General features: G+C 68.5%; 18 protein-coding genes. 11 read left to right on the top strand and 7 right to left on the bottom strand.

Annotation, left to right across the window (positions count from 1 at the left end):
* Positions 1-159 precede the first annotated feature (159 nt).
* A complete protein-coding gene (hsaA, locus tag Q5696_RS19955) occupies positions 160-1,326 on the top strand; it encodes a 3-hydroxy-9,10-secoandrosta-1,3,5(10)-triene-9,17-dione monooxygenase oxygenase subunit (protein ID WP_305092983.1) in 1,167 nt (388 codons plus the stop codon).
* 21 nt (positions 1,327-1,347) lie between these two features.
* Here the strand turns inward: hsaA and Q5696_RS19950 are convergent, their stop codons facing one another.
* Entirely contained in the window at positions 1,348-2,892 is a 1,545-nt protein-coding gene (locus tag Q5696_RS19950) for an FAD-dependent oxidoreductase (RefSeq protein ID WP_305092982.1), read from the bottom strand.
* A gap of 209 nt (positions 2,893-3,101) precedes the next feature.
* On the opposite strand from Q5696_RS19950, the gene Q5696_RS19945 reads away from it, so the two are divergent.
* From Q5696_RS19945 to Q5696_RS19915, 7 genes are all read left to right on the top strand, one after another.
* Positions 3,102-3,731: a TetR/AcrR family transcriptional regulator gene (locus tag Q5696_RS19945; RefSeq protein WP_305095381.1), complete on the top strand. Its 630-nt coding sequence runs from the start codon at positions 3,102-3,104 to the stop codon at positions 3,729-3,731.
* A 249-nt stretch (positions 3,732-3,980) separates the two neighbouring features.
* A complete protein-coding gene (locus Q5696_RS19940) occupies positions 3,981-5,144 on the top strand; it encodes a steroid 3-ketoacyl-CoA thiolase (RefSeq protein WP_305092981.1) in 1,164 nt (387 codons plus the stop codon).
* An 86-nt stretch (positions 5,145-5,230) separates the two neighbouring features.
* Positions 5,231-7,423: an acyl-CoA dehydrogenase family protein gene (locus Q5696_RS19935; protein WP_305092980.1), complete on the top strand. Its 2,193-nt coding sequence runs from the start codon at positions 5,231-5,233 to the stop codon at positions 7,421-7,423.
* Positions 7,424-7,436: 13 nt separating this feature from the next.
* Complete coding sequence (locus Q5696_RS19930; protein WP_305092979.1) at positions 7,437-8,642, top strand: lipid-transfer protein; 1,206 nt, start codon at positions 7,437-7,439, stop codon at positions 8,640-8,642.
* Positions 8,642-9,514, top strand: coding sequence for a MaoC/PaaZ C-terminal domain-containing protein (locus tag Q5696_RS19925; protein ID WP_305092978.1), 873 nt, complete (start codon positions 8,642-8,644; stop codon positions 9,512-9,514). The genes Q5696_RS19930 and Q5696_RS19925 overlap by 1 nt, the downstream gene beginning before the upstream one ends.
* Positions 9,514-10,164, top strand: a complete 651-nt coding sequence (locus tag Q5696_RS19920; protein ID WP_305095380.1) for a PaaI family thioesterase — start codon at positions 9,514-9,516, stop codon at positions 10,162-10,164. The genes Q5696_RS19925 and Q5696_RS19920 overlap by 1 nt, the downstream gene beginning before the upstream one ends.
* 92 nt (positions 10,165-10,256) lie before the next feature.
* Positions 10,257-11,045 carry an SDR family NAD(P)-dependent oxidoreductase gene (locus tag Q5696_RS19915; RefSeq protein ID WP_305092977.1) on the top strand — a complete coding sequence of 263 codons (789 nt, stop codon included), beginning with the start codon at positions 10,257-10,259 and terminating at the stop codon, positions 11,043-11,045.
* A 78-nt stretch (positions 11,046-11,123) separates the two neighbouring features.
* On the opposite strand, the gene Q5696_RS19910 is transcribed toward Q5696_RS19915, so the two are convergent.
* Positions 11,124-11,279, bottom strand: a complete 156-nt coding sequence (locus tag Q5696_RS19910; protein ID WP_305092976.1) for a hypothetical protein — start codon at positions 11,277-11,279, stop codon at positions 11,124-11,126.
* 166 nt (positions 11,280-11,445) lie between these two features.
* On the opposite strand from Q5696_RS19910, the gene Q5696_RS19905 reads away from it, so the two are divergent.
* Together Q5696_RS19905 and Q5696_RS19900 are read left to right on the top strand one after the other, a co-directional pair.
* Positions 11,446-12,366: a mechanosensitive ion channel family protein gene (locus Q5696_RS19905; protein ID WP_305092975.1), complete on the top strand. Its 921-nt coding sequence runs from the start codon at positions 11,446-11,448 to the stop codon at positions 12,364-12,366.
* A 47-nt stretch (positions 12,367-12,413) separates the two neighbouring features.
* Positions 12,414-12,803, top strand: coding sequence for a VOC family protein (locus tag Q5696_RS19900; protein ID WP_305092974.1), 390 nt, complete (start codon positions 12,414-12,416; stop codon positions 12,801-12,803).
* Here Q5696_RS19900 and Q5696_RS19895 read toward each other — a convergent pair.
* From Q5696_RS19895 to casG, 5 genes are read right to left on the bottom strand one after another with little or no spacing between them, the layout of a single operon-like run.
* Positions 12,740-13,465: a helix-turn-helix domain-containing protein gene (locus tag Q5696_RS19895; RefSeq protein WP_305092973.1), complete on the bottom strand. Its 726-nt coding sequence runs from the start codon at positions 13,463-13,465 to the stop codon at positions 12,740-12,742. The two genes, Q5696_RS19900 and Q5696_RS19895, sit on opposite strands and share 64 nt — an antisense overlap.
* A gap of 32 nt (positions 13,466-13,497) precedes the next feature.
* A complete protein-coding gene (locus Q5696_RS19890; RefSeq protein WP_305092972.1) occupies positions 13,498-14,016 on the bottom strand; it encodes a nuclear transport factor 2 family protein in 519 nt (172 codons plus the stop codon).
* Between the two features lie 11 nt (positions 14,017-14,027).
* Positions 14,028-14,936: a TIGR03619 family F420-dependent LLM class oxidoreductase gene (locus Q5696_RS19885; RefSeq protein ID WP_305092971.1), complete on the bottom strand. Its 909-nt coding sequence runs from the start codon at positions 14,934-14,936 to the stop codon at positions 14,028-14,030.
* Positions 14,937-14,945: 9 nt separating this feature from the next.
* A complete protein-coding gene (locus Q5696_RS19880; protein ID WP_305092970.1) occupies positions 14,946-15,428 on the bottom strand; it encodes a nuclear transport factor 2 family protein in 483 nt (160 codons plus the stop codon).
* Entirely contained in the window at positions 15,428-17,092 is a 1,665-nt protein-coding gene (casG, locus tag Q5696_RS19875) for a steroid-24-oyl-CoA synthetase (protein WP_305092969.1), read from the bottom strand. Before casG ends, Q5696_RS19880 begins: the two co-directional genes overlap by 1 nt.
* Positions 17,093-17,328: 236 nt before the next feature.
* On the opposite strand from casG, the gene casI reads away from it, so the two are divergent.
* Positions 17,329-18,999 (top strand): steroid-22-oyl-CoA synthetase, encoded by a 1,671-nt coding sequence (casI, locus tag Q5696_RS19870; RefSeq protein WP_305092968.1) that lies wholly within the window; start codon positions 17,329-17,331, stop codon positions 18,997-18,999.

Raw genomic sequence — 18,999 nt, 5'->3', positions numbered from 1 at the left:
TGTGATCCCACTGGCCGGGACCGTCGAGACGGAACCGCGGATCCGCCCGAATCGTGCGAACAGGACTCCCACGGGACGGACGACCGGTATCCCGATTTACCATGCGAGCACCCCCATCGACGACAGCCGACCCCACCCCGGGTCGAAGAGGAGACCCACATGGCCCGCGAGGTTCTGAAGTCGGTCCGCGAACTGCTGCCCGCCATCGCCGAACGTGCACAGACCGTCGACGATTCCCGTCGGGTCTCCGACCAGACCATCCAGGACCTGAGCGCGGCCGGAGTGTTCCGGATGCTCCAGCCGGCCCGCTACGGCGGGTTCGAATCGAATCCGGTCGAGTTCTACGAGGTGGTCCGTGCGATCTCGGGGGTGTGCGGATCGACCGGATGGGTGACGGCCGTGCTCGGCGTGCACCCGTGGCATCTGGGGTTGTTCGACGTGCGCGTGCAGGACGAGGTGTGGGGGCAGGACACCTCGGTGCTCGTGTCGTCGGCGTACGCGCCGGTCGGGGAACTCGTACCGGTCGACGGCGGCTACGAACTGACCGGGACGTGGCGGTTCTCGTCGGGCTGCGATCACGCGGCATGGGCGCTGCTCGGTGGTCTCGTCGTCGGGGCCGAGGGGCGCCCCGTCGACTTCGTGACGGTGATGGTGCCGCGCACCGACTACCGGATCAACGACGTGTGGGACGTCGTCGGTCTGCGGGGCACGGCGAGCAACGAGATCACGGTGCAGAGGGCGTTCGTGCCCGAGTACCGGACCATCCGCAACTACGAGGTGGCGCAGCTGCGGGCGCCCGGGCACAAGGTCAACGCAGGGCCGTTGTTCAAGCTGCCGTTCGCGGCGATCTTCACCAGCACGGTCGCGGCACCGGTCGTCGGGACGGTCGCCGGCTGTTACGAGCAGTACCTGTCGGCGATGCGGGACCGGGTGCGACTCAGCCTCGGTGGCGGACGGTTCGCGGAGGACCAGTTCGCGCAGGTCGCGGTCGCGCGGGCGTCGTCGGAGATCGATGCCGCGATACTGCAGATGGACCGCAACATCCGGGAACTGTACGAGCTGGCGCAGGCCGGGGAGCCGCTGCCGATGAGCATGCGGCTGCGGGTGCGCCGGGACCAGGTCCGGGCCGCCGAACGGGCCCTCGAGGCCATCGACCTGCTGTTCAAGACCGCCGGCGGCAACTCGCTGGGCCGCGGCAACCCGATCGAGCGGGCGTGGCGGGACGCACACGCGGGCAGCGTGCACGTCGCCAACGACGCCGAACGCGCCCTCTCCCTGTACGGGCGGGGCGCGTTCGGGCTGCCGGTCGAGGACAACCTCGTCTGAGGTCGTCCCCGGCCGGGGCGATCAGTTCGCCAGCATGTGGGCGACGGCGCGGTAGCCGAACACCATCGCCGTGCCGAGCGGAACACCCGGTCCCGGGTACACCTTGCCGCTGACCGACGCACTGGTGTTGCCGGCCGCGTACAGGCCCGCGATCGGGGTGCCGTCGGCGGTCAGGACGCGGGCGTCGACGTCGGTGACCAGGCCGCCCTTGGTGCCCAGGTCGCTGAGCACGATCTTCGCGGCGTAGAACGGGCCGGTCTCGATCGCGGTCAGCGCGTTGTTGGGGCCGCCGTTGGGCGGGCAGAAGAACGCGTCGTACGGGTCCTCGCCGCGGTGGAACTGCTCGTCGACGCCGCGCTCGGCGTAGTCGTTGAACTGTTCGACCGTCGCGCGCAGGGCGTCGGCGGGGACACCGATCTTCGAGGCCAGTTCGTCGAGGGTGTCGGCCACCGCCCACACACCGGCGTCGAGCAGTGTCGCGGGCGGGGTGTTCGGCAGCGAGATCGCGGGCAGGCCGCCCTTCTCCCGCGAATCGAAGATCATGTACGACGGCAGTGTGCGGTTGTCACCGGTCGCCCGGTCGTGGGCGTCCATCGCGCGACCGAACCGGTCGTACGGCAGCGACTCGTTGAGGTATCGCTCGCCCTTCTGGTCGACGAGGATGCCGCCGCGGACACCGACCATGAACGCCGCCGAGCCGTCGGGCTGGGCGACACCGGGGCAGAACCACGCCTGATCCATCAGGGCAGTGGCTGCGCCTGCGGCGATACCGGCCGCGATCGGGGCCCCGGTGTTGGCGCCGAACGGGCCCATGCTCCAGGCGGCCTCGCCGGGGGTGCCGGCATCGGCACGCATCTCCGGGTTGGCCTCGATGCCACCGGCGGCCAGCAGCACGCCACGGTTCGCCTTGATCCGGACCTGGCCGTCCTTCGTGTCGGCGACGACACCGACGACGCGGCCGTCCTCGATCACCAGGTCGGTCATGTCGGTGCGGGTGCGCAGTTCGGCGTTGCCGGTGCCCGTGAACGCGGCCAGGAGGCGGCCGATGAGGGCGCGTCCGCCGATCAGCTTGCCGGGAGCGTGGGTCTGCCCGGTGCGGTCCTGGTCCAGTTCGGGGCGCACGATGGGGGCCAGGTCGCCGATGTCGGCGGGATCGAGGTCGAGGGGGTTGATGGAGCGTCCGGCGTCCATCCGGCCCTCGGCCTTGTAGTAGTCGGGGAACGCGCGGTACTGGAACTCGATGTGCGGGTTGCGTTCGAGGAACTCGACGACGATCGGGGCGGTGTCGACGTACGCGTCCTGGCGTGCGGTCTCGGCGTCGCCGAGCAGGGCGCGCAGGTAGGTGCGTGCGTTCTCGGTGGAGTCCTGCAGACCGGCCCGCTCCTGGACCTGGGTGCCGGGCAGCCAGATGGACGCGCCCGAGTACGAGGAGGTGCCGCCGACGAGGTCGGTCTTCTCCAGCACGATCGTCTTCAGGCCCTGCGCGGCAGCGGTGTACGCGCCGGTCAGCGCGCCGCCACCGGAGCCGACGACGACGACGTCGCACTCGGTTGTCCAGTCGGTCATGGTTGTGTCCTCCATAGATTTCGGGTTCCATATGGGACGCAATCGCACGTGCTTGTTCCGGTGCAGCCGGACTCCCACTCAGCGGAAAAGTGCCGCCGGAGGCGGCGTGGTGCCGGTGACGTGGGGGTGTCGGCGTGCGCTCGTTGCGGTGCGCGACGCCCGATCGACGGTGATCGGGATCGAAGGATGCAGAGAGTAGGGGATCGGTGGTGCCGAGAGTTGCCGAGGCACGGGACGCGGCCGAACCGACGTCGGCCGAGCAGCGGGCACGGTTCGCGCGCATGCTCGCGGCCGCGGCGCAGCTGGGGACCGAGAAGGAACTCGAGCGGGTACAGATGCACGAGGTCGCGAAGCTCGCGGGTGTCGCGATCGGTACCCTCTATCGCTATTTCCCGTCGAAGACGCACCTGTTCGTCGCGGTCATGGTCGACCAGATCGACCGGATGGGGGAGGGGTTCGCGCGGCGTGCCCAGCCGGCGGCCACGCCACAGGACGAGATCTTCGAGACGCTGCTGCGGGCCACGCGGTCGCTGATGCGGCAGCCACTGCTCGCGACCGCGATGATCCAGGCGACGAGCACCGCCAAGGTCACCACGATCCCCGACGTGGCACGCGTCGACCGGCAGTTCCGGGACGTGCTGTTCGATGCTGCGGGGCTCGAGCAGGTCACCGAGAACGATTCGGTGCTGGTGCGACTGCTGGTGTCGACGTGGTTCGGGATCATCCAGTCGTGCCTCAACGGGCGCAGTTCGGTGCCGGACGCCGAGGCCGATCTGCGCACCGCGTGCCGGTTGTTGCTGGCGGATCTGTCGAATGCGCGGACGCCGACGAACCTCTGACGGTCCCCAGGGGGGTCTCGGTGTGTGTCCCACGCGCGCAAAATTGAAATGAATTCTAGTTTCGCGGGAGGCTGATCGGCCTCGGTGACCGGACGGTCCGTGCCGTCGAGTGCGGGCGTGTGGGGATGGCCACTCCGTGGTGACCGTTGATCTGAGCGGATAAGTAGAATACATTCCAGAAATGAACGAGTTGCAGTTCGGTGCAGCTCGTGGAATGCACCTACACGCTGCACCTCAAAGGAGCTCTCCATGACCAACGTCGTCATCGTCGAGGCCGCCCGCACCCCCATCGGCCGTCGCCGCGGCCAGCTGTCGGGCCTGCACCCGGCCACGCTGCTCGGCGCCGCCCAGCGTGGTGTCCTCGACCGCGCCGGTATCGCCCCCGAGGAGATCGGGCAGGTCGTCGGCGGCGCCGTCACCCAGGCCGGTGAACAGTCCAACAACGTCGCCCGCAACGCATGGCTGCACGCCGGACTGCCCTACGCCACCGCCGCCACCACCATCGACTGCGCGTGCGGTTCCTCGCAGCAGGCCGTCCACATGGTTGCCGGCCTCATCGCCTCCGGTCAGATCGACGCCGGCATCGGCTGCGGCGTCGAGGTCATGAGCCGCGTCTTCCTCGGCCAGGCCCTCGCTCCCGGCACCGGCATCCCGTTCCCGGAGGACTGGACGGTCGACATGGGCGACCAGTTCACCTCTGCCGAGCGCATCGCCGCCAACCGCGGCATCACGCGCGCCGACGTCGACGCGTTCGGTCTCGAATCTCAGCGGCGCGCCGCCCAGGCCTGGGCCGAGGGCCGCTTCGATCGTGAGATCGTCCCCGTCGAGGCGCCCGTCGTCGACAAGGAGGGCAACAAGTCCGGTGAGGTCGTCACCGTCACGCGTGACGGTGGCCTGCGTGAAACCACCGCCGAAGGCCTCGCCGCACTCAAGCCCGTCGTCGAGGGCGGTATCCACACCGCCGGCAACTCGTCGCAGATCAGCGACGGTGCCGCCGCCGTGCTCCTCATGAGCGAGGAGAAGGCTGCGGCACTCGGCCTGCGCCCCCGCGCCCGCATCGTCTCGTCCACCCTCGTCGGCGCCGACCCGTACTACCACCTCGACGGCCCCATCGACTCCACCCGCCAGGTCCTCGCCAAGGCCGGAATGAAGTTGGGCGACATCGACATCGTCGAAATCAACGAAGCCTTCGCATCCGTCGCACTGTCGTGGGCCCAGGTCCTCGACGCCGACATGAGCAAGGTCAACGTCAACGGCGGCGCCATCGCCCTCGGCCACCCCGTCGGCTCCACCGGTGCCCGCCTCATCACCACCGCCCTGCACGAACTCGAGCGCACCGACAAGAGCACCGGCCTCATCACCATGTGCGCCGGCGGAGCCCTGTCCACCGCCACCGTGATCGAGCGGGTCTAGGCGCCTTCGGCACCCGTGCGCCTTTTCGGTGGTACCCGCCACCGAAAGGCGCACCGCCCTTCTTCTTCTGATATCGAGGACTTTTCATGACCATTGGTTTGAGTGACGAAGACCGCGAGCTTCGCGATTCCGTGCGTGGCTGGGCCGCGCGTTACGCCACCCCGGCTGTGATCCGGGAGGCCGACGAGGCGAAGACCGAGGCGCGTCCCGCGTACTGGGGTTCGCTCGCCGAGCTCGGCATGCTGGGCCTGCATCTGCCCGAGGAACACGGTGGCGTCGGCTACGGGCTCGTCGAGCTCGCGATCGTCGTCGAGGAACTCGGCCGCGCGATGGTGCCCGGACCGTTCCTGCCGACGGTCGTCGTCTCGACCGTCCTGCACGAGGCCGGCCGCACCGCCGAGCTCGAGGGCCTGGCCGACGGTTCCGTCTTCGGTGCCGTCGCGCTGCAGCCGGGCACCCTGACGCTGTCCCGTGACGGGGGCAAGGCCGTGCTGTCGGGTACGTCGAGCTACGTGCTCGGCGGCCAGGTGGGCGACCTGTTCCTGCTCGCCGCGCGCGACGATCAGGGCGACCTGGTGTTCGTCGCTGTCGACCGGGATCGCCTGACGGTCACCGAACTGCCGAGCCACGACGTGATCCGCCGCAACGCCGAGGTGACCGTCGACGGTCTCGAGCTCGCGGACGGCGACGTGCTGGCACTGGATTCGCAGCGGATCCTCGACATCGCGGCGACGCTGTTCGCGGCGGAGGCGTCGGGTCTGGCGGAATGGGCCACCACGACGGCCGCCGACTACGCACGGGTGCGTCAGCAGTTCGGCCGGGTCATCGGCCAGTTCCAGGGTGTCAAGCACAAGGTTGCCCGCATGCTCAGCCTCACCGAGCAGGCCCGGGTCACCGCGTGGGACGCGGCCCGCGCTCTGCGCGAGGACGTGCCCGCGGACGAGGCGTCGCTCGCGGCGGCGGTCGCCGGTGCGGTGGCGCTCGAGTCGGCGTTCCAGGTCACCAAGGACGCCATCCAGGTTCTCGGCGGCATCGGTTTCACGTGGGAGCACGACGCCCACCTGTACCTGCGTCGCGCGCAGTCCCTGCGAATCCTGTTGGGCTCCACGGCCTCCTGGAAGCGGCGTGTCGCGCAGCTGACCATCGACGGTGCCCGTCGCGTGCTCAGCATCGAACTGCCGGCGGAGGCCGAGCAGATCCGCGCCGACATCCGTGCCGAGCTCGAGCCCGCGACGGCGCTCGACGGCGCCGAGCGCAAGGCGTACCTGGCGGAGAAGGGCTACACGTCCCCGCACCTGCCCGCGCCGTGGGGCAAGGGTGCCGATGCCGTCACGCAGCTCGTCATCGCCGAAGAGCTGCGCAGCGCTGCGCTCGTTCCGCACGACATGATCATCGGAAACTGGGTGGTGCCGACGCTCATCGCGCACGGCAATGCCGAGCAGACGGAGCGTTTCCTGCCCGGGTCGCTGCGCGGCGACATCACGTGGTGCCAGCTGTTCTCGGAGCCTGGTGCCGGTTCCGACCTGGCGGGCCTGTCCACCAAGGCCACCAAGGTCGAGGGTGGTTGGCGGCTCAACGGCCAGAAGGTGTGGACGTCGATGGCCCGCGAGGCCGACTGGGGCATCTGCCTGGCCCGCACCGACGCCGACGTGCCCAAGCACAAGGGTCTGTCGTACTTCCTGATCGACATCAAGAACTCCGAGGGCCTCGACATCCGGCCGCTGCGCGAGATCACCGGTGAGGCCCTGTTCAACGAGGTGTTCATCGACAACATGTTCGTGCCGGACGACTGCCTGGTCGCCGAGCCCGGTGACGGCTGGAAGCTGGCCCGCACCACGCTCGCGAACGAGCGGGTGTCGCTGTCGCACGACTCGTCCCTCGGTTCGGGCGGCGAGGCGCTGCTCACCCTCGCCGACACGCTGCCCGGTGGCCTCGACGACGAACAAATGACCGTTCTGGGCAAGGTGCTGTGCGACGCGCAGTCCGGCGGCCTGATGGGTCTGCGGACCACGATGCGATCGCTGTCCGGTGCACAGCCGGGCGCGGAGTCGTCGATCGCGAAACTGCTGGGTGTCGAACACATTCAGCAGGTGTGGGAAGTGGCAATGGACTGGGCGGGACCGGCGTCGCTGCTCGGCGGACAGCACAACAAGTCGGCCACGCAGATGTTCCTCAATTCGCAGTGCATGTCGATCGCGGGTGGTACGACGAATGTTCAGTTGAACATCATCGGCGAGCGGATCCTCGGTCTGCCGCGCGATCCCGAACCCGGAAAGTAGGCACTGCAGCCCCATGAACCGCACCTTCGTCGTCGGCGTCGGCATGACCAAGTTCGAGAAGATCGAGTCCCGTGACTGGGAGTACCCGGACATGGTCACCGAGGCCGTGGGCAAGGCGCTCGCGGACGCCGGCGTCGACTACTCGCAGGTGCAGCGTGCCGCCGCCGGCTGCGTGTTCGGTGCGTCCACGGCGGGGCAGCGGGCGTTGTACGAGACGGGTCTGACCGGGATCCCGATCGTCAACGTCGACAACAACTGTGCGACGGGGTCCACGGCCCTGCTCACGGCCCGTGAATGGGTCCAGGCAGGGTTCGTGGACTGCGCCCTGGCGGTCGGCTTCGAGAAGATGACGAAGACGACGCTGACCGGCACCGGGGAGATGCCGAAGGTCACCACCCTCGACGAACAGTTGAAGGTGATGACCTCGACGTTCGGTTGGGGTGCGGGCCCGATGACCGCGCAGCTGTTCGGCAATGCGGCGCTCGAGCACATGGAGCGCTACGGCACCACCGTCGAGCAGATCGCGGCCGTCGCGGTGAAGAACCACAGGCATTCGGTGAACAACCCGTACGCCCAGTTCCAGGACGAATACACCCTCGAACAGGTGTTGGGTGACAAGATGATCCACGCCCCGCTCACCCGCTCGCAGTGTTCACCCACGTCCGACGGTGCCGGTGCGGCGATCGTCGTCAGCGAGAAGTTCGTGCGCGAGCACGGTCTCGAGGACCGTGCGGTCGAGATCGTCGCGCAGGCACTGACCACCGACACCGACGAGGCGTTCGCCGACAAGTCGATGATCGACGTCGTCGGGGCCCCCATGACGCGGGCGGCCGCCGAGCAGGTGTTCGCGCAGTCCGGGCTGACGATCGACGACGTCGACGTCATCGAACTGCACGACTGCTTCGCGATCAACGAGATCATCACGTACGAGGGTCTCGGATTGTGCGCGCCCGGCGACGGCGGCAAGCTCGTCGAATCGGGTGCCACCACGTACGGCGGGCGCTGGGTCGTCAACCCGTCCGGTGGTCTCATCTCGAAGGGGCATCCACTCGGCGCCACCGGCCTGGCACAGTGCGCGGAGCTGACGTGGCAGCTGCGCGGTCGGGCCGGTGCCCGCCAGGTCGAGGGTGCTTCGGTTGCCCTGCAACACAATCTGGGTCTCGGTGGGGCGTGCGTCGTCACGCTGTACCGTGCCGGGACCATTTCTGAGGAGTCGTAATGCCTATTGATGTGACGGCCGCGTTGGCGGCCGAGCCGACCGTGCGCGAGGCCGCCTGGACCGAGCGTGACGTCCTGCTCTACCACCTGGGCCTCGGCGCCGGGGTGGACTCGCTCGACCCCGCCGAACTCGGCTGGGTGTACGAGAAGAACCTCAAGGTCCTGCCCACGTTCGCGATGGTCGCCGGCCAGGGCATCTCCGCCGGCACGCTGAAGCCGGCCGGGATGAACATGCCCGGCATCGACATCGACCTGCGCAAGATCCTGCACGCCGGCCAGTCGCTGACGCTGCACGCCCCCATCCCGACGTCGGGCTCGGCGCTGGTGGCGTCCCGCGTCGCGAACGTGTGGGACAAGGGCAAGGCCGCGATGATCGTGCTCGAGCAGGCCGCCACCGACCACGACGGAAATCCGTTGTGGACCACCGAGATGCAGATCTGGGCGCGCGGCGAGGGCGGCTTCGGCGGCGAGGCCGGACCGGACGCCGTCAACGCGGTCCCGGAGCGGGCCGCCGACAAGGTGCTGGTCTCGAAGACCGGCACCGCGCAGGCCCTCGTGTACCGCCTCAGCGCCGACATGAACCCGCTGCACGCCGACCCGGCGTTCGCGCAGATGGCCGGTTTCGACCGCCCCATCCTGCACGGGCTCGCGTCGTACGGCGTCGTGTGCAAGGCCGTCGTCGACGGCATCCTCGGCGGCGATCCGTCCCGCGTGCAGAACTTCTCGGTGCGTTTCGCCGGCTCGATCTACCCGGGCGAGACCATCGAGACGTCCGTCTGGCAGGACGGCGACACCCTCACCCTGCTCGCCACGTGCCCCGAGCGCGACGGCCAGCCGGTGCTCACCCACGCCACGATGGAGGTCCGCTCGTGATGGAGACCGGGGACCACCCCACCAAGCATTCACATCCGAACGGCACCGTGCTCACGTCGCCGCCGCAGGACGCCCCCGTCGACCGCGCCACCGCCGCGGCCCGCCGGCTCGTCGACGCGTTGCTGCGCACCGACCGCAGCAACGCCAACCTGGACCGTGTCACCGAGGAACTCGACAGCATCGTCGCGCACCTCGAGGATCACGCCCCCGCTGTCGCCGACCGCATGATCGACATGTGGTCCGGCGAGGGCGTCACCCGGCACGACCCGATCACCGGGCCCGAGAACGCGATCGCCCCGCCGATCGTCCTCGAAGGCCTCGAAGACGGCACCGTCCGCGGCGTCGTCACCCTCACCCTGCCGTACCAGGGACCCCCCGGATGCGTCCACGGCGGTGTTTCCTCGATGCTCCTCGACCACGTCCTCGGCGTCGCCAACGCCTGGGGCGGCAAATCCGGTATGACCGCGCAGCTCAACACGCGCTACCACCGGCCCACGCCCCTGTTCGAGGAACTCACCATCACCGGCAGGCAGACCTCCGTCGACGGCCGTAAAATCCACACCGTCGGTGAAATCCGCAATGCCGCAGGCGAAGTGTGCGTCTCCGTCGAAGGACTCTTCATCGAAGCCGGAGTTCCGCGCCCGCGGTAGGTGTTTCGTTCCGTTCACCAGCTGAAGGGACCCTTCGTACGCTCCAGGCGCACGAAGGGTCCCTTCAGCTCAACACGAGAGAGAGACCAGTAGTGGGCAAAATGGATGGCCGCGCGGCAGTTGTGACCGGCGCGGGAATGGGAATCGGTCGTGGTATCGCGGGTGCTCTCGCCCGGGAGGGTGCGTCGGTGCTGGTGGCCGAGATCGACGAGGCGGCCGGAACGTCCACGGTGCAGTGGCTGCGGGACGAGTGGGGTGTCGACGCCCACTTCGTGCGTACCGACATCACCGACAAGGCCCAGGTCCACAACATGGTCGATCAGGCTGTGGAGCGATTCGGTCGGCTCGACGTCCTGGTCAACAATGCCTGGCGCAGTTCAGGTTTCGCTCGGTTGGAGAACATCACCGACGAACAGATGCTGGGCGGCTTCGACATGGCGGTGATGGCCGCGTTCTGGGCGATGCAGCGGGCACTGCCGGAACTCGCGAAGCACGGCACCGGTCGGGTGATCAACCTGTGCTCGCTGAACGGTGTGAACGCGCACATGTACTCGGTGCACTACAACGCCGCGAAGGAGGCGCTGCGCACCCTCACGCGCACCGCCGCCCGGGAGTGGGCGCCGCGGCAGGTGTGCTGCAACGTCATCTGTCCCGGCGCGCAGAGCGAAGCGTATCGGCGGGTCAAGGAGGCGAATCCGGCCATGGCCGCGTCGATGGCGGAGGCGAACCCGATGGGCCGCATCGGTGATCCGCTCGACGATATCGGCCCGGTCGCGGTGTTCCTGGCGAGCGACGACTCCCGGTACGTCACCGGCAACACGCTGTTCGTCGACGGTGGCGGGCACATCAACGGCGTCCAGTGGGCGCCGCAGGTGGACTGAACATCGACTCGGTTCCTGTGGCCGAATGTCACATCGGTTCAGTTGGACTGAACGCATGTGACATTCGGCCACAGGGGGTCAGCTACCCGGTGCGTCGACGATGCTGCCGTAGGAGCTGCCGAAGCTGCCGGTGGAGGTGCTGCCGAGACTGCCGAGGCTGCCGGACGAGCTGCCGAGACTGCCGGTGAACAGGGGTTGGACGAAGACGGCGATCATGCCGGGGATGTCGATCATGGGGAGGGTTTCCTTTCGTGTGTCGATCGGGGAGTTCGGACGGATGAAACCTGACGGCACGCGGTAAGGGGTGTGGAATGCCGGGAATTCACCCTGTCTTCGCCCGGACCCCGACGCCCGACCGATGCTGTGCCGGATTCGGTGAATGTCCGTATGGTCGGCACGGATGATGTACGAAACCACTGCACTCGAATTGTCCGACGGTGCGCGAACGTGGTTGATCGAGCGGCCCATCGTGATCGCGGTCTATGTCGTGGTCGCTCTCGTCCTGCGTTTCGTGTTGCACCGGATCATCGATCGGGCCACCCGGGACCGCCCGGGTGGTGAGCCGCGGCTGCTCAAACCGCTCAAGGAACGCCTTCCTGCCGGGGTGCGGGACGACATCGCCGCGCAGCGGCGGGCGCAGCGGGCGCGGACGATCGGATCGGTGCTCAAGTCGGCGGTGTCGATCGTGACGCTGACATGGTGTGTGCTGCAGATCCTGACGGTGTTCAGTGTGAATGTGGCGCCGTTGGTGGCGTCGGCCGGTGTGGTCGGTGTGGCATTGGGTTTCGGCGCGCAGAATCTGGTGCGCGACTTCCTGACCGGCATGTTCATGTTGCTCGAGGACCAGTACGGGGTGGGGGACATCATCGATGTCGGTGACGCGGTCGGCACGGTGGAGACCGTCGGGTTGCGGGTGACGACGATCCGCGATCTCGGCGGCACGCTCTGGTACTGCCGTAACGGGGAGATCGCCCGCGTCGGCAACATGAGTCAGGGGCATGCGGTCGGTGTGGTCGAGTTGCCGATCGCGCATACGACGCCGGTGACGCGGGCTGCGGAGGTGGCGTTGCGGGCCGCGCTCGACGCCGCCGGGAAGGACGCGATCGCGGAGTCGGTGCTCGAGGCGCCCGAGTTGGCCGGCGTCAGCAAGGTGACCCCGGAGGCCGTCACTCTCCGCCTGACGGTGCAGGTCAAGCCGGGCCACCAGTGGGCTGTGGAGCGTTTCGTCTCGCAGGCTGTGCTCGTCGCCTTCGACGAGATGGGGTTCGCTGCACCGGTGCCGCTGCTGTCGGGGGTGCTGGCCCCTGCCGCCGCCGAGTGACCGAAATATCCAATCGGCGGGCGCGGGGTGCCGCTAGCGTGGGCGTCATGACTCCCCAGTTGAATGCGATCGGCCTGGTCACCACCGATCTTGCAGCCTCTCTTCGCTTCTATCGTCTTCTCGGCCTGGACATCCCGGACGGCGCCGAGTCGCAGCCGCACGTCGAAGCGGTGGCCGGTGGGATTCGGATCATGTGGGACACGGTTGCAACGGTCGAGTCGTTCGGCGGCCCGTACACGCCGCCGACGGGCGACGCCCGTGTCGCGTTGGCGTTCGCGTGCGCCGATCCGGCGGAGGTGGATGCGGTGTGGTCCCGGTTCGCCGACGCCGGACATTCCGTGACGGAGCCGTTCGACGCGCCGTGGGGGCAGCGTTATGCGACGGTCGTCGACCCGGACGGTAACGGTGTCGACCTGTTCGCGCCGCTCGGATCCTGACGCAGTTCACCGAACGGTAGCCCGGTGATGCGTCGGGATTCGCGGATGAGGTGCGCCTGGTCGACGTATCCGCAGGCGGTGGCCACGTCCACGGACGGCAGTCCGCGGCCGGCGAGGGCGAGGGCACGCTGCAGCCGCAGGATCGACGACAGGGTCTTCGGCCCGTAACCGAAGTGCCGGGCCGAGAGCCGGTGCAGGGTTCGTGGGGACAGGCCGGTGGTGTCGGCGACGACGGTGACGGTGGCGCCGGCGGCGAGGAGTCGTGCGGTCGCGGTCACCGCCGGATCCGGCATGCCGGATCCGGCGAGGAGTGCGCATCCGAACGCCTCGAACGCATCGGCGGCGTCGCCGGGATCGATACCGCGGAGGGGTGCTGCGCGTCGGCCGACGACGTCGTCGAGCGGCACCCGCAGATTCTGCAGGTCCGATGCCGGCACGCCGAGCAGGTGGGGGAGCAGCCCCGGTGGAAAACGTAGCCCCACAGCCATTTCGGATGACGCGGGGACAGTGAACGGCTCCGTGTCCGGTCCGGCGACCACCACGACGCCGTCCCGCCACACCAGGTCCGTGCATCCGTCGGGCAGCACCGACCCGTCGGCGGCGCGGACGGTGCGCCACACGACCGCGCCGGGGACGCTCCGGGATGCTTCCTCGCGGTACACGCCCCCAGTGCAGCACGGGTGGGCCCCGGCGGTCAGCCCAGAACGGCCCGCAGGGTGTCGAGAGGGTCGGTGCCGTCGCGGCGGCCGCGCGGGCCGTCGCTCTCGGGGAGGGTGAGGCGTCCGGCGTCGGAGCGGGTCCATTCGCGGACCGCCCATCGTTCGGCGATCTTCCAGACCCCGTCGCGTCGTTCCATACGGTCGACGTAGCGGCATCCGCTGGTGAAGTTGACCATTCCGATGCCGTCGCCGCCACCCCAGTGTGCGGCCGTCGAGTACGCCTCGCTGATCGCGACGTCACCGTGCAGTTCGATCAGATGGTTGCCGATGTGGTGCATCGTGCCGCCGATGGCCCGCAGCTTCGGCTCCACCCATGTCACGAATTCGTCGATGCTGCCGTCGAATCCGGTGTGGTGGTCGATGGCGCCGGGGTGGTAGACACTCCGGACCAGGTCGAAGTCGAGGCGGTCGATGCCGCGGCAGTAGCGCAGCACCACCTCGTGGATGGCCTGTTTGTCGATCAGGTCGGCGAGTGCCTGTGCATTCGACGCCATGATATGCCCCCTCAGCTGTGCTGCATCGTGGACTTCAGTTCTACCGCCCAGTCGATCAGCTGCGGAACCTCTTCTCCCGCTGTGCAGAACGTGGCGGGCCGGAAGACGGTTACGGTCGCGCCGGCTTGGTGCCAGGCGTGCGCCCTGCCGGCGGTCGCGGCGTAGTCGACGGTGCCGTCGTCGCGACGTTCGGGCGCGACGGACACTTGGACGATCGCGGAATGCGGGTCGCGGTCGTGTTCCTCGAACGTGCGGTGCAGCAGCGCGACACTGTCGGTGAAGGACGCCATGTCGGCGGGGTTGACGGTCCAACCGTCACCGACGCGGGCGATGCGTGCGAAATTGCGTGGACTGGGGGCGAATCCGAAGATCACCGGCACCCGGTCCCGGACCGGGTGCGGGAAGGAATGGAAGTCGTCGAACGCGAAGTCGCGCCCGGTGAAGGAGGCCGGCGCGGACGTCCACAGTTCCCGGCAGGCGCGAACGGTGTCCTCCATCCGGCCGAACCGGGCGTCCCACGGCATGCCGGTTGCGGTGTATTCGGCTTCCTGCCAGCCGACGCCCATGCCGATCGCGGCGCGGCCGTCGGACAGTCGGTCGAGGGTCGCTATCTGCTTGGCCAGCAGCAGTGGGGGCCGCAGTGTCGCGATGAGGACGGACACGTTCAGCAGTACTCGCTCGGTCACGGCCGCCACCGACGACAGCAGGGCGATCGGCTCGTACCAGTCGTGGTCGATCGGGAACGGGAAGCCGTGCTCGCGAACACGTTCGGCGTGCGCGGACGCATCGAATCCGAGGTGGTCGCCGGTGGAGATCATGTCGATGCCGGCGCGGTCGGCTGCCGCGGCCAGGTCGAGCACCGGCCGGATCCGGCCGTCGTACAGGCGTTCCGCTCCCAGGATGTTCAGTCCGACCTGCATGATGCTCCTCTACAGTGCGCGTGCGGCGTGTTCGCTCAGGTCCCCGACGAGATCGATGCAGGTGAGTCGCTGCGTGAATGTCCACTCGTCGTCGATCAGGGTGAACGCGTCGAAGTAGCGTCCGGACAGGATCGGTTGCAGTGGAAGGTGTTCGGTTTGCTGGAGCACCGTGAAGTACGACAGCGACGTCGCGGTGCGGTGGTCGTCGGCGACATCCACCCGCAGGTTGGTGACGACGTGCTTGGTGCGCGGCCGGGGTGGGGTGCCGTGCATCCGGATGAAGTTTCGGCACGCCTCGAGCACGCCGGCGGGGTCGGAGTCGTGCACCGACCCCACCGGCGTGCCGGAACCGTCGCACTGCCCGTACACCGCGCGGGAGAAGAGTTCCCCGACCTCCTCCAGGCGCCCCTCGTCGACGAGGTGCGTGTACCGGTGCGCGAGGTCGCGGATCGCCTCCACAGCGGCGAGCCGTTCGACGGTCCAGGTCGGCATCAGACGTGGATCTGCTTGCGGATCATCTTTCCGGTTGCGTTGCGCGGCAACAGGTCGGAGGTGATACGCCACTTGGTGGGCACCTTGTAGTACGACAGGCGCTCGCTCGCGTACTCGCGCAGCTCCTCTTCGGTGACGGTATGTCCCTCGGCGACGACGACCACCGCGGACACCTCCTGGCCCAGGTCGGGGTGCGGGGCTCCGATGACGGCGCACTCCTGCACGGCCGGGTGCTCGTCGAGGGTCTGCTCGATCTCGGTGGGGTAGACGTTCTCGCCGCCGCGCAGGATCAGGTCGGAGCGACGCCCGGTGAGGCGCAGGCGGCCGTTCTCGACGACACCGAAGTCGCCGGTCCGCAGCCAGCGGTCCGGGGTGATCGACGCGGCGGTCGCGTCGGGGTCGTTCCAGTAGCCGAGCATGACGAACGGGCTGCGCACACACACCTCGCCCTCCATGCCGTCGGGCAGCCACTCGCCGAACGGATCCCGGATCTCCATGCTCACCATGATGATCGGCCGACCCAGCGTGCCCGGGAACTCCTCGAGTTCGGCCGAGGTGGCCACCGCGATCGCGGTGCTGCACTCGGTGAGCCCGTAGCTGTCGACCAGAGCGTTGCGGGCGAACGGAACCTGTTCGCGCAGCCGGTCCTTGAACGCGATCGACGACGGTGCCGACGCGAGCGAGAACGACGTCAGCGACGACAGGTCGTACTTGCCGAGGTTGCCGTGCTCGAGCAGGCGGGAAGCCATCGTCGGGACCGCACCCCAGTTGGTGACTCGCTCACGTTCGATGAGAGCGAGGATCCGGTCGACGTCGAACGAGCCCTGGTTCATGACCAGTGCGCCGCCCATCGCGAGGCGGGGGACCGCCAGGTTGTGCAGGCTTGCGATGTGGAACAGCGGGGAGGTGAGCAGGTCGCGCATGTGGGTCGGCACGTTCGGGTCGAACGGCTTGCCGGTGAACGCCGCCATGATCGCGCCGTTGTAGCGGTGGTAGTCGACGACCGCGAGCAGGTTGCGGTGCGAGTGCAGTGCGCCCTTCGGGCGACCGCTCGTTCCGGACGTGAAGAGGATGACGGACGGATCGTCCTCGTCCACCTCGACGGTGGGGCGGTCCGCGCCGGCGAACTCGGCGAACAGTCGGGGGAGATCTTCCTCCATGGTCAGCACCGCGACGCCGGTGGTGTCGACGTCGGCGAGACCGGCCGCGCGCTTGGCGTCGACGATCAGGACCTTGGGAGTGCTGTGCTGCAGGCCGTACTCGATCTCCCGGGGAACCCACCAGCCGTTGAGTCCGACGCTGATGGCGCCGAGCGCCTGCGTCGCCCAGAACGAGGTGACCCATTCGGGGGTGTTGGCGGCGAGGATCGCGACCCGGTCGCCCTTTTCGACACCGTAACGCTCGTGCAGGGCCGCAGCCAGGGCGTACGCGTCGGCGGCGTGCTGTGCGTAGGACACCCGGCGGTCCTCGGTGACGAGGTAGTCGCGGTCGCCCCACTTGACGGACGCGGCCAGCAGGTCGCCGACCGACTTGTCCCGGTTCTTCATGACCGGCATCCGGGTGCCGAGGACCTCTTCCTCGACGATCTCGAACGGTCCGCCGGGGCCGGTCAGACGGGACATCACCTGGTCCAGGTGCAGTTGCGGATCCGCGGGGGCAGTCATGAGGGGCCTTTCTTCCGAGGCGGAGTCGTACCTGTTCACCGACGTACTCGTGAACGCCCTGCTCTTCCGCTCGGGAAAATGGGATGTGACGGGTTTCTCATGGCAATTTCTCACGTCCGGAACCGTGAGCGGGGACAGTTACCACTGAGCGAGACTGTCGGTGATCCGGGCGACAGGGCACGGCTACTTTTCGGCCAAGAACGCCGCCCGCGCCCGCCGGCGCCTCGACAGGAGAGTTGAAGTTGGAACGCACCACGATTGCCGAGATGTTGCTCGATCGCGTCGGTGACCAGCACCTCGGTCTCCGCACCCGCGACCAGGACTGGACCTGGGACGAGGTGGTGCGCGAGAGCGCTGCGCGTGGTGACCTGGCCCGCTCCCTGCGGGTCGACGGCCCCTTCCACATCGGCATCCTGCTCGAGAACGTGCCGGACTTCCTGTTCTGGCTCGGCGGGGCGGCCCTGGCCGGCGCGACGGTCGTCGGTATCAACCCGACGCGCGGTGCCACCGAGCTCGAGGCCGAGATCAAGTACGTCGACTGCCAGCTGATCGTCACCGACACGGCGGGCATGGAGAAGCTGAAGGACCTCGATCTGGGGCTGACCGAGGACCGGTTCGTCCTCGTCGACGCCCCCGACTACCGGGAGCGGATCGACGCCCACCGGGTCGAGCCGGCGATCGCCGACGGCATCGACGAGTTCAGCCTGTTCCTGCTGCTGTTCACGTCCGGCACCACCGGCATGTCGAAGGGCGTCAAGTGCAGCCAGGGCCGGCTGGCCCGGCTGGCGTACTCGAACTCCGCGAAGTACGGACACAAGCGTGACGACGTCGACTACTGCTGCATGCCGCTGTTCCACGGCAATGCGTTGATGGCGCTGTGGGCGCCGGCGCTCGCGAACGGCGCCACCGTCTGCCTGCCGGAGGCCCGCAAGTTCTCCGCCTCGGGCTTCCTGCCCGACGTGAAGTACTTCGGTGCCACGTTCTTCACGTACGTCGGCAAGGCGCTCGGCTACCTGATGGCGACGCCCGAGCAGGCCGACGACAAGGACAATCGGCTCGAGCGCGCATTCGGCACCGAGGCGTCCCCCGAGGACAAGGTCGAGTTCGTGCGCCGTTTCGGTGCCGAGCTGTTCGAGGGCTACGGCAGCTCCGAGGGCGCCGGGTCGGTCAAGCTCGACCCGGAGGCCCCGGAGGGGGCGCTGGGGCGTCCCGCGCATGCCGGCATTCTCGTGGTGAACCCGGAGACCCGGCAGGAGTGTGCCCGCGCGATCCTCGACGAGCACGGCCGCGTCCTCAACCCGGACGATGCGATCGGCGAGATGATCAACACCGAGGGGGCGCGGGCCTTCGAGGGCTACTACAAGAACGATGCCGCCGACGCCGACCGCATCAAGCACGGCTGGTACTGGACCGGCGACCTCGGTTACATCGACGAGGCCGGGTTCATCTACTTCGCCGGACGCAAGGGCGACTGGATCCGCGTCGACGGTGAGAACACGTCCGCGCTGATGATCGAGCGGGTCATCCGACGCCACCCCGACGTCATCGCGACCGGTGTGTACGCGATCCCGGATCCGCGGTCCGGCGACCAGGTGATGGCGGCGGTCGAGGTCGCGTCGCTCGAATCGTTCGACGTCGACAAGTTCGCCGAGTACCTGGCCGGCCAGGACGATCTCGGCAGCAAGGCCACCCCGCGGTTCCTGCGGGTGTCGACGCATCTGCCGGTGACCGGCTCCAACAAGGTCCTCAAGCGGGAGTTGCAGGCGGAGCTGTGGCGCACCGGCGAGCCGGTGTACCGCTGGGAGGGTCGCGGCGAGCCCGTGTACGTGGCGATGACCGACGACAGCAAGGCGGCACTCGAGGCCGAGTTCGTCTCCTTCGGACGCCAGCGTTTCCTGGGGGTCTGA

Origin of the sequence: Prescottella sp. R16 (assembly GCF_030656875.1) — a bacterium.
Classification (GTDB): domain Bacteria; phylum Actinomycetota; class Actinomycetes; order Mycobacteriales; family Mycobacteriaceae; genus Prescottella.
This window is presented reverse-complemented; position numbering and strand designations above follow the sequence as displayed.

Coding starts and splice junctions, on each gene's coding strand:
- Q5696_RS19930 (WP_305092979.1), top strand. CDS start 7,437: ATGAACCGCACCTTCGTCGTCGGCGTCGGCATGACCAAGTTCGAGAAG.
- Q5696_RS19935 (WP_305092980.1), top strand. CDS start 5,231: ATGACCATTGGTTTGAGTGACGAAGACCGCGAGCTTCGCGATTCCGTG.
- Q5696_RS19910 (WP_305092976.1), bottom strand. CDS start 11,279: ATGATCGACATCCCCGGCATGATCGCCGTCTTCGTCCAACCCCTGTTC.
- Q5696_RS19900 (WP_305092974.1), top strand. CDS start 12,414: ATGACTCCCCAGTTGAATGCGATCGGCCTGGTCACCACCGATCTTGCA.
- Q5696_RS19880 (WP_305092970.1), bottom strand. CDS start 15,428: ATGCCGACCTGGACCGTCGAACGGCTCGCCGCTGTGGAGGCGATCCGC.
- Q5696_RS19940 (WP_305092981.1), top strand. CDS start 3,981: ATGACCAACGTCGTCATCGTCGAGGCCGCCCGCACCCCCATCGGCCGT.
- casG (WP_305092969.1), bottom strand. CDS start 17,092: ATGACTGCCCCCGCGGATCCGCAACTGCACCTGGACCAGGTGATGTCC.
- Q5696_RS19885 (WP_305092971.1), bottom strand. CDS start 14,936: ATGCAGGTCGGACTGAACATCCTGGGAGCGGAACGCCTGTACGACGGC.
- Q5696_RS19890 (WP_305092972.1), bottom strand. CDS start 14,016: ATGGCGTCGAATGCACAGGCACTCGCCGACCTGATCGACAAACAGGCC.
- Q5696_RS19950 (WP_305092982.1), bottom strand. CDS start 2,892: ATGACCGACTGGACAACCGAGTGCGACGTCGTCGTCGTCGGCTCCGGT.
- Q5696_RS19920 (WP_305095380.1), top strand. CDS start 9,514: ATGGAGACCGGGGACCACCCCACCAAGCATTCACATCCGAACGGCACC.
- Q5696_RS19925 (WP_305092978.1), top strand. CDS start 8,642: ATGCCTATTGATGTGACGGCCGCGTTGGCGGCCGAGCCGACCGTGCGC.
- hsaA (WP_305092983.1), top strand. CDS start 160: ATGGCCCGCGAGGTTCTGAAGTCGGTCCGCGAACTGCTGCCCGCCATC.
- Q5696_RS19905 (WP_305092975.1), top strand. CDS start 11,446: ATGATGTACGAAACCACTGCACTCGAATTGTCCGACGGTGCGCGAACG.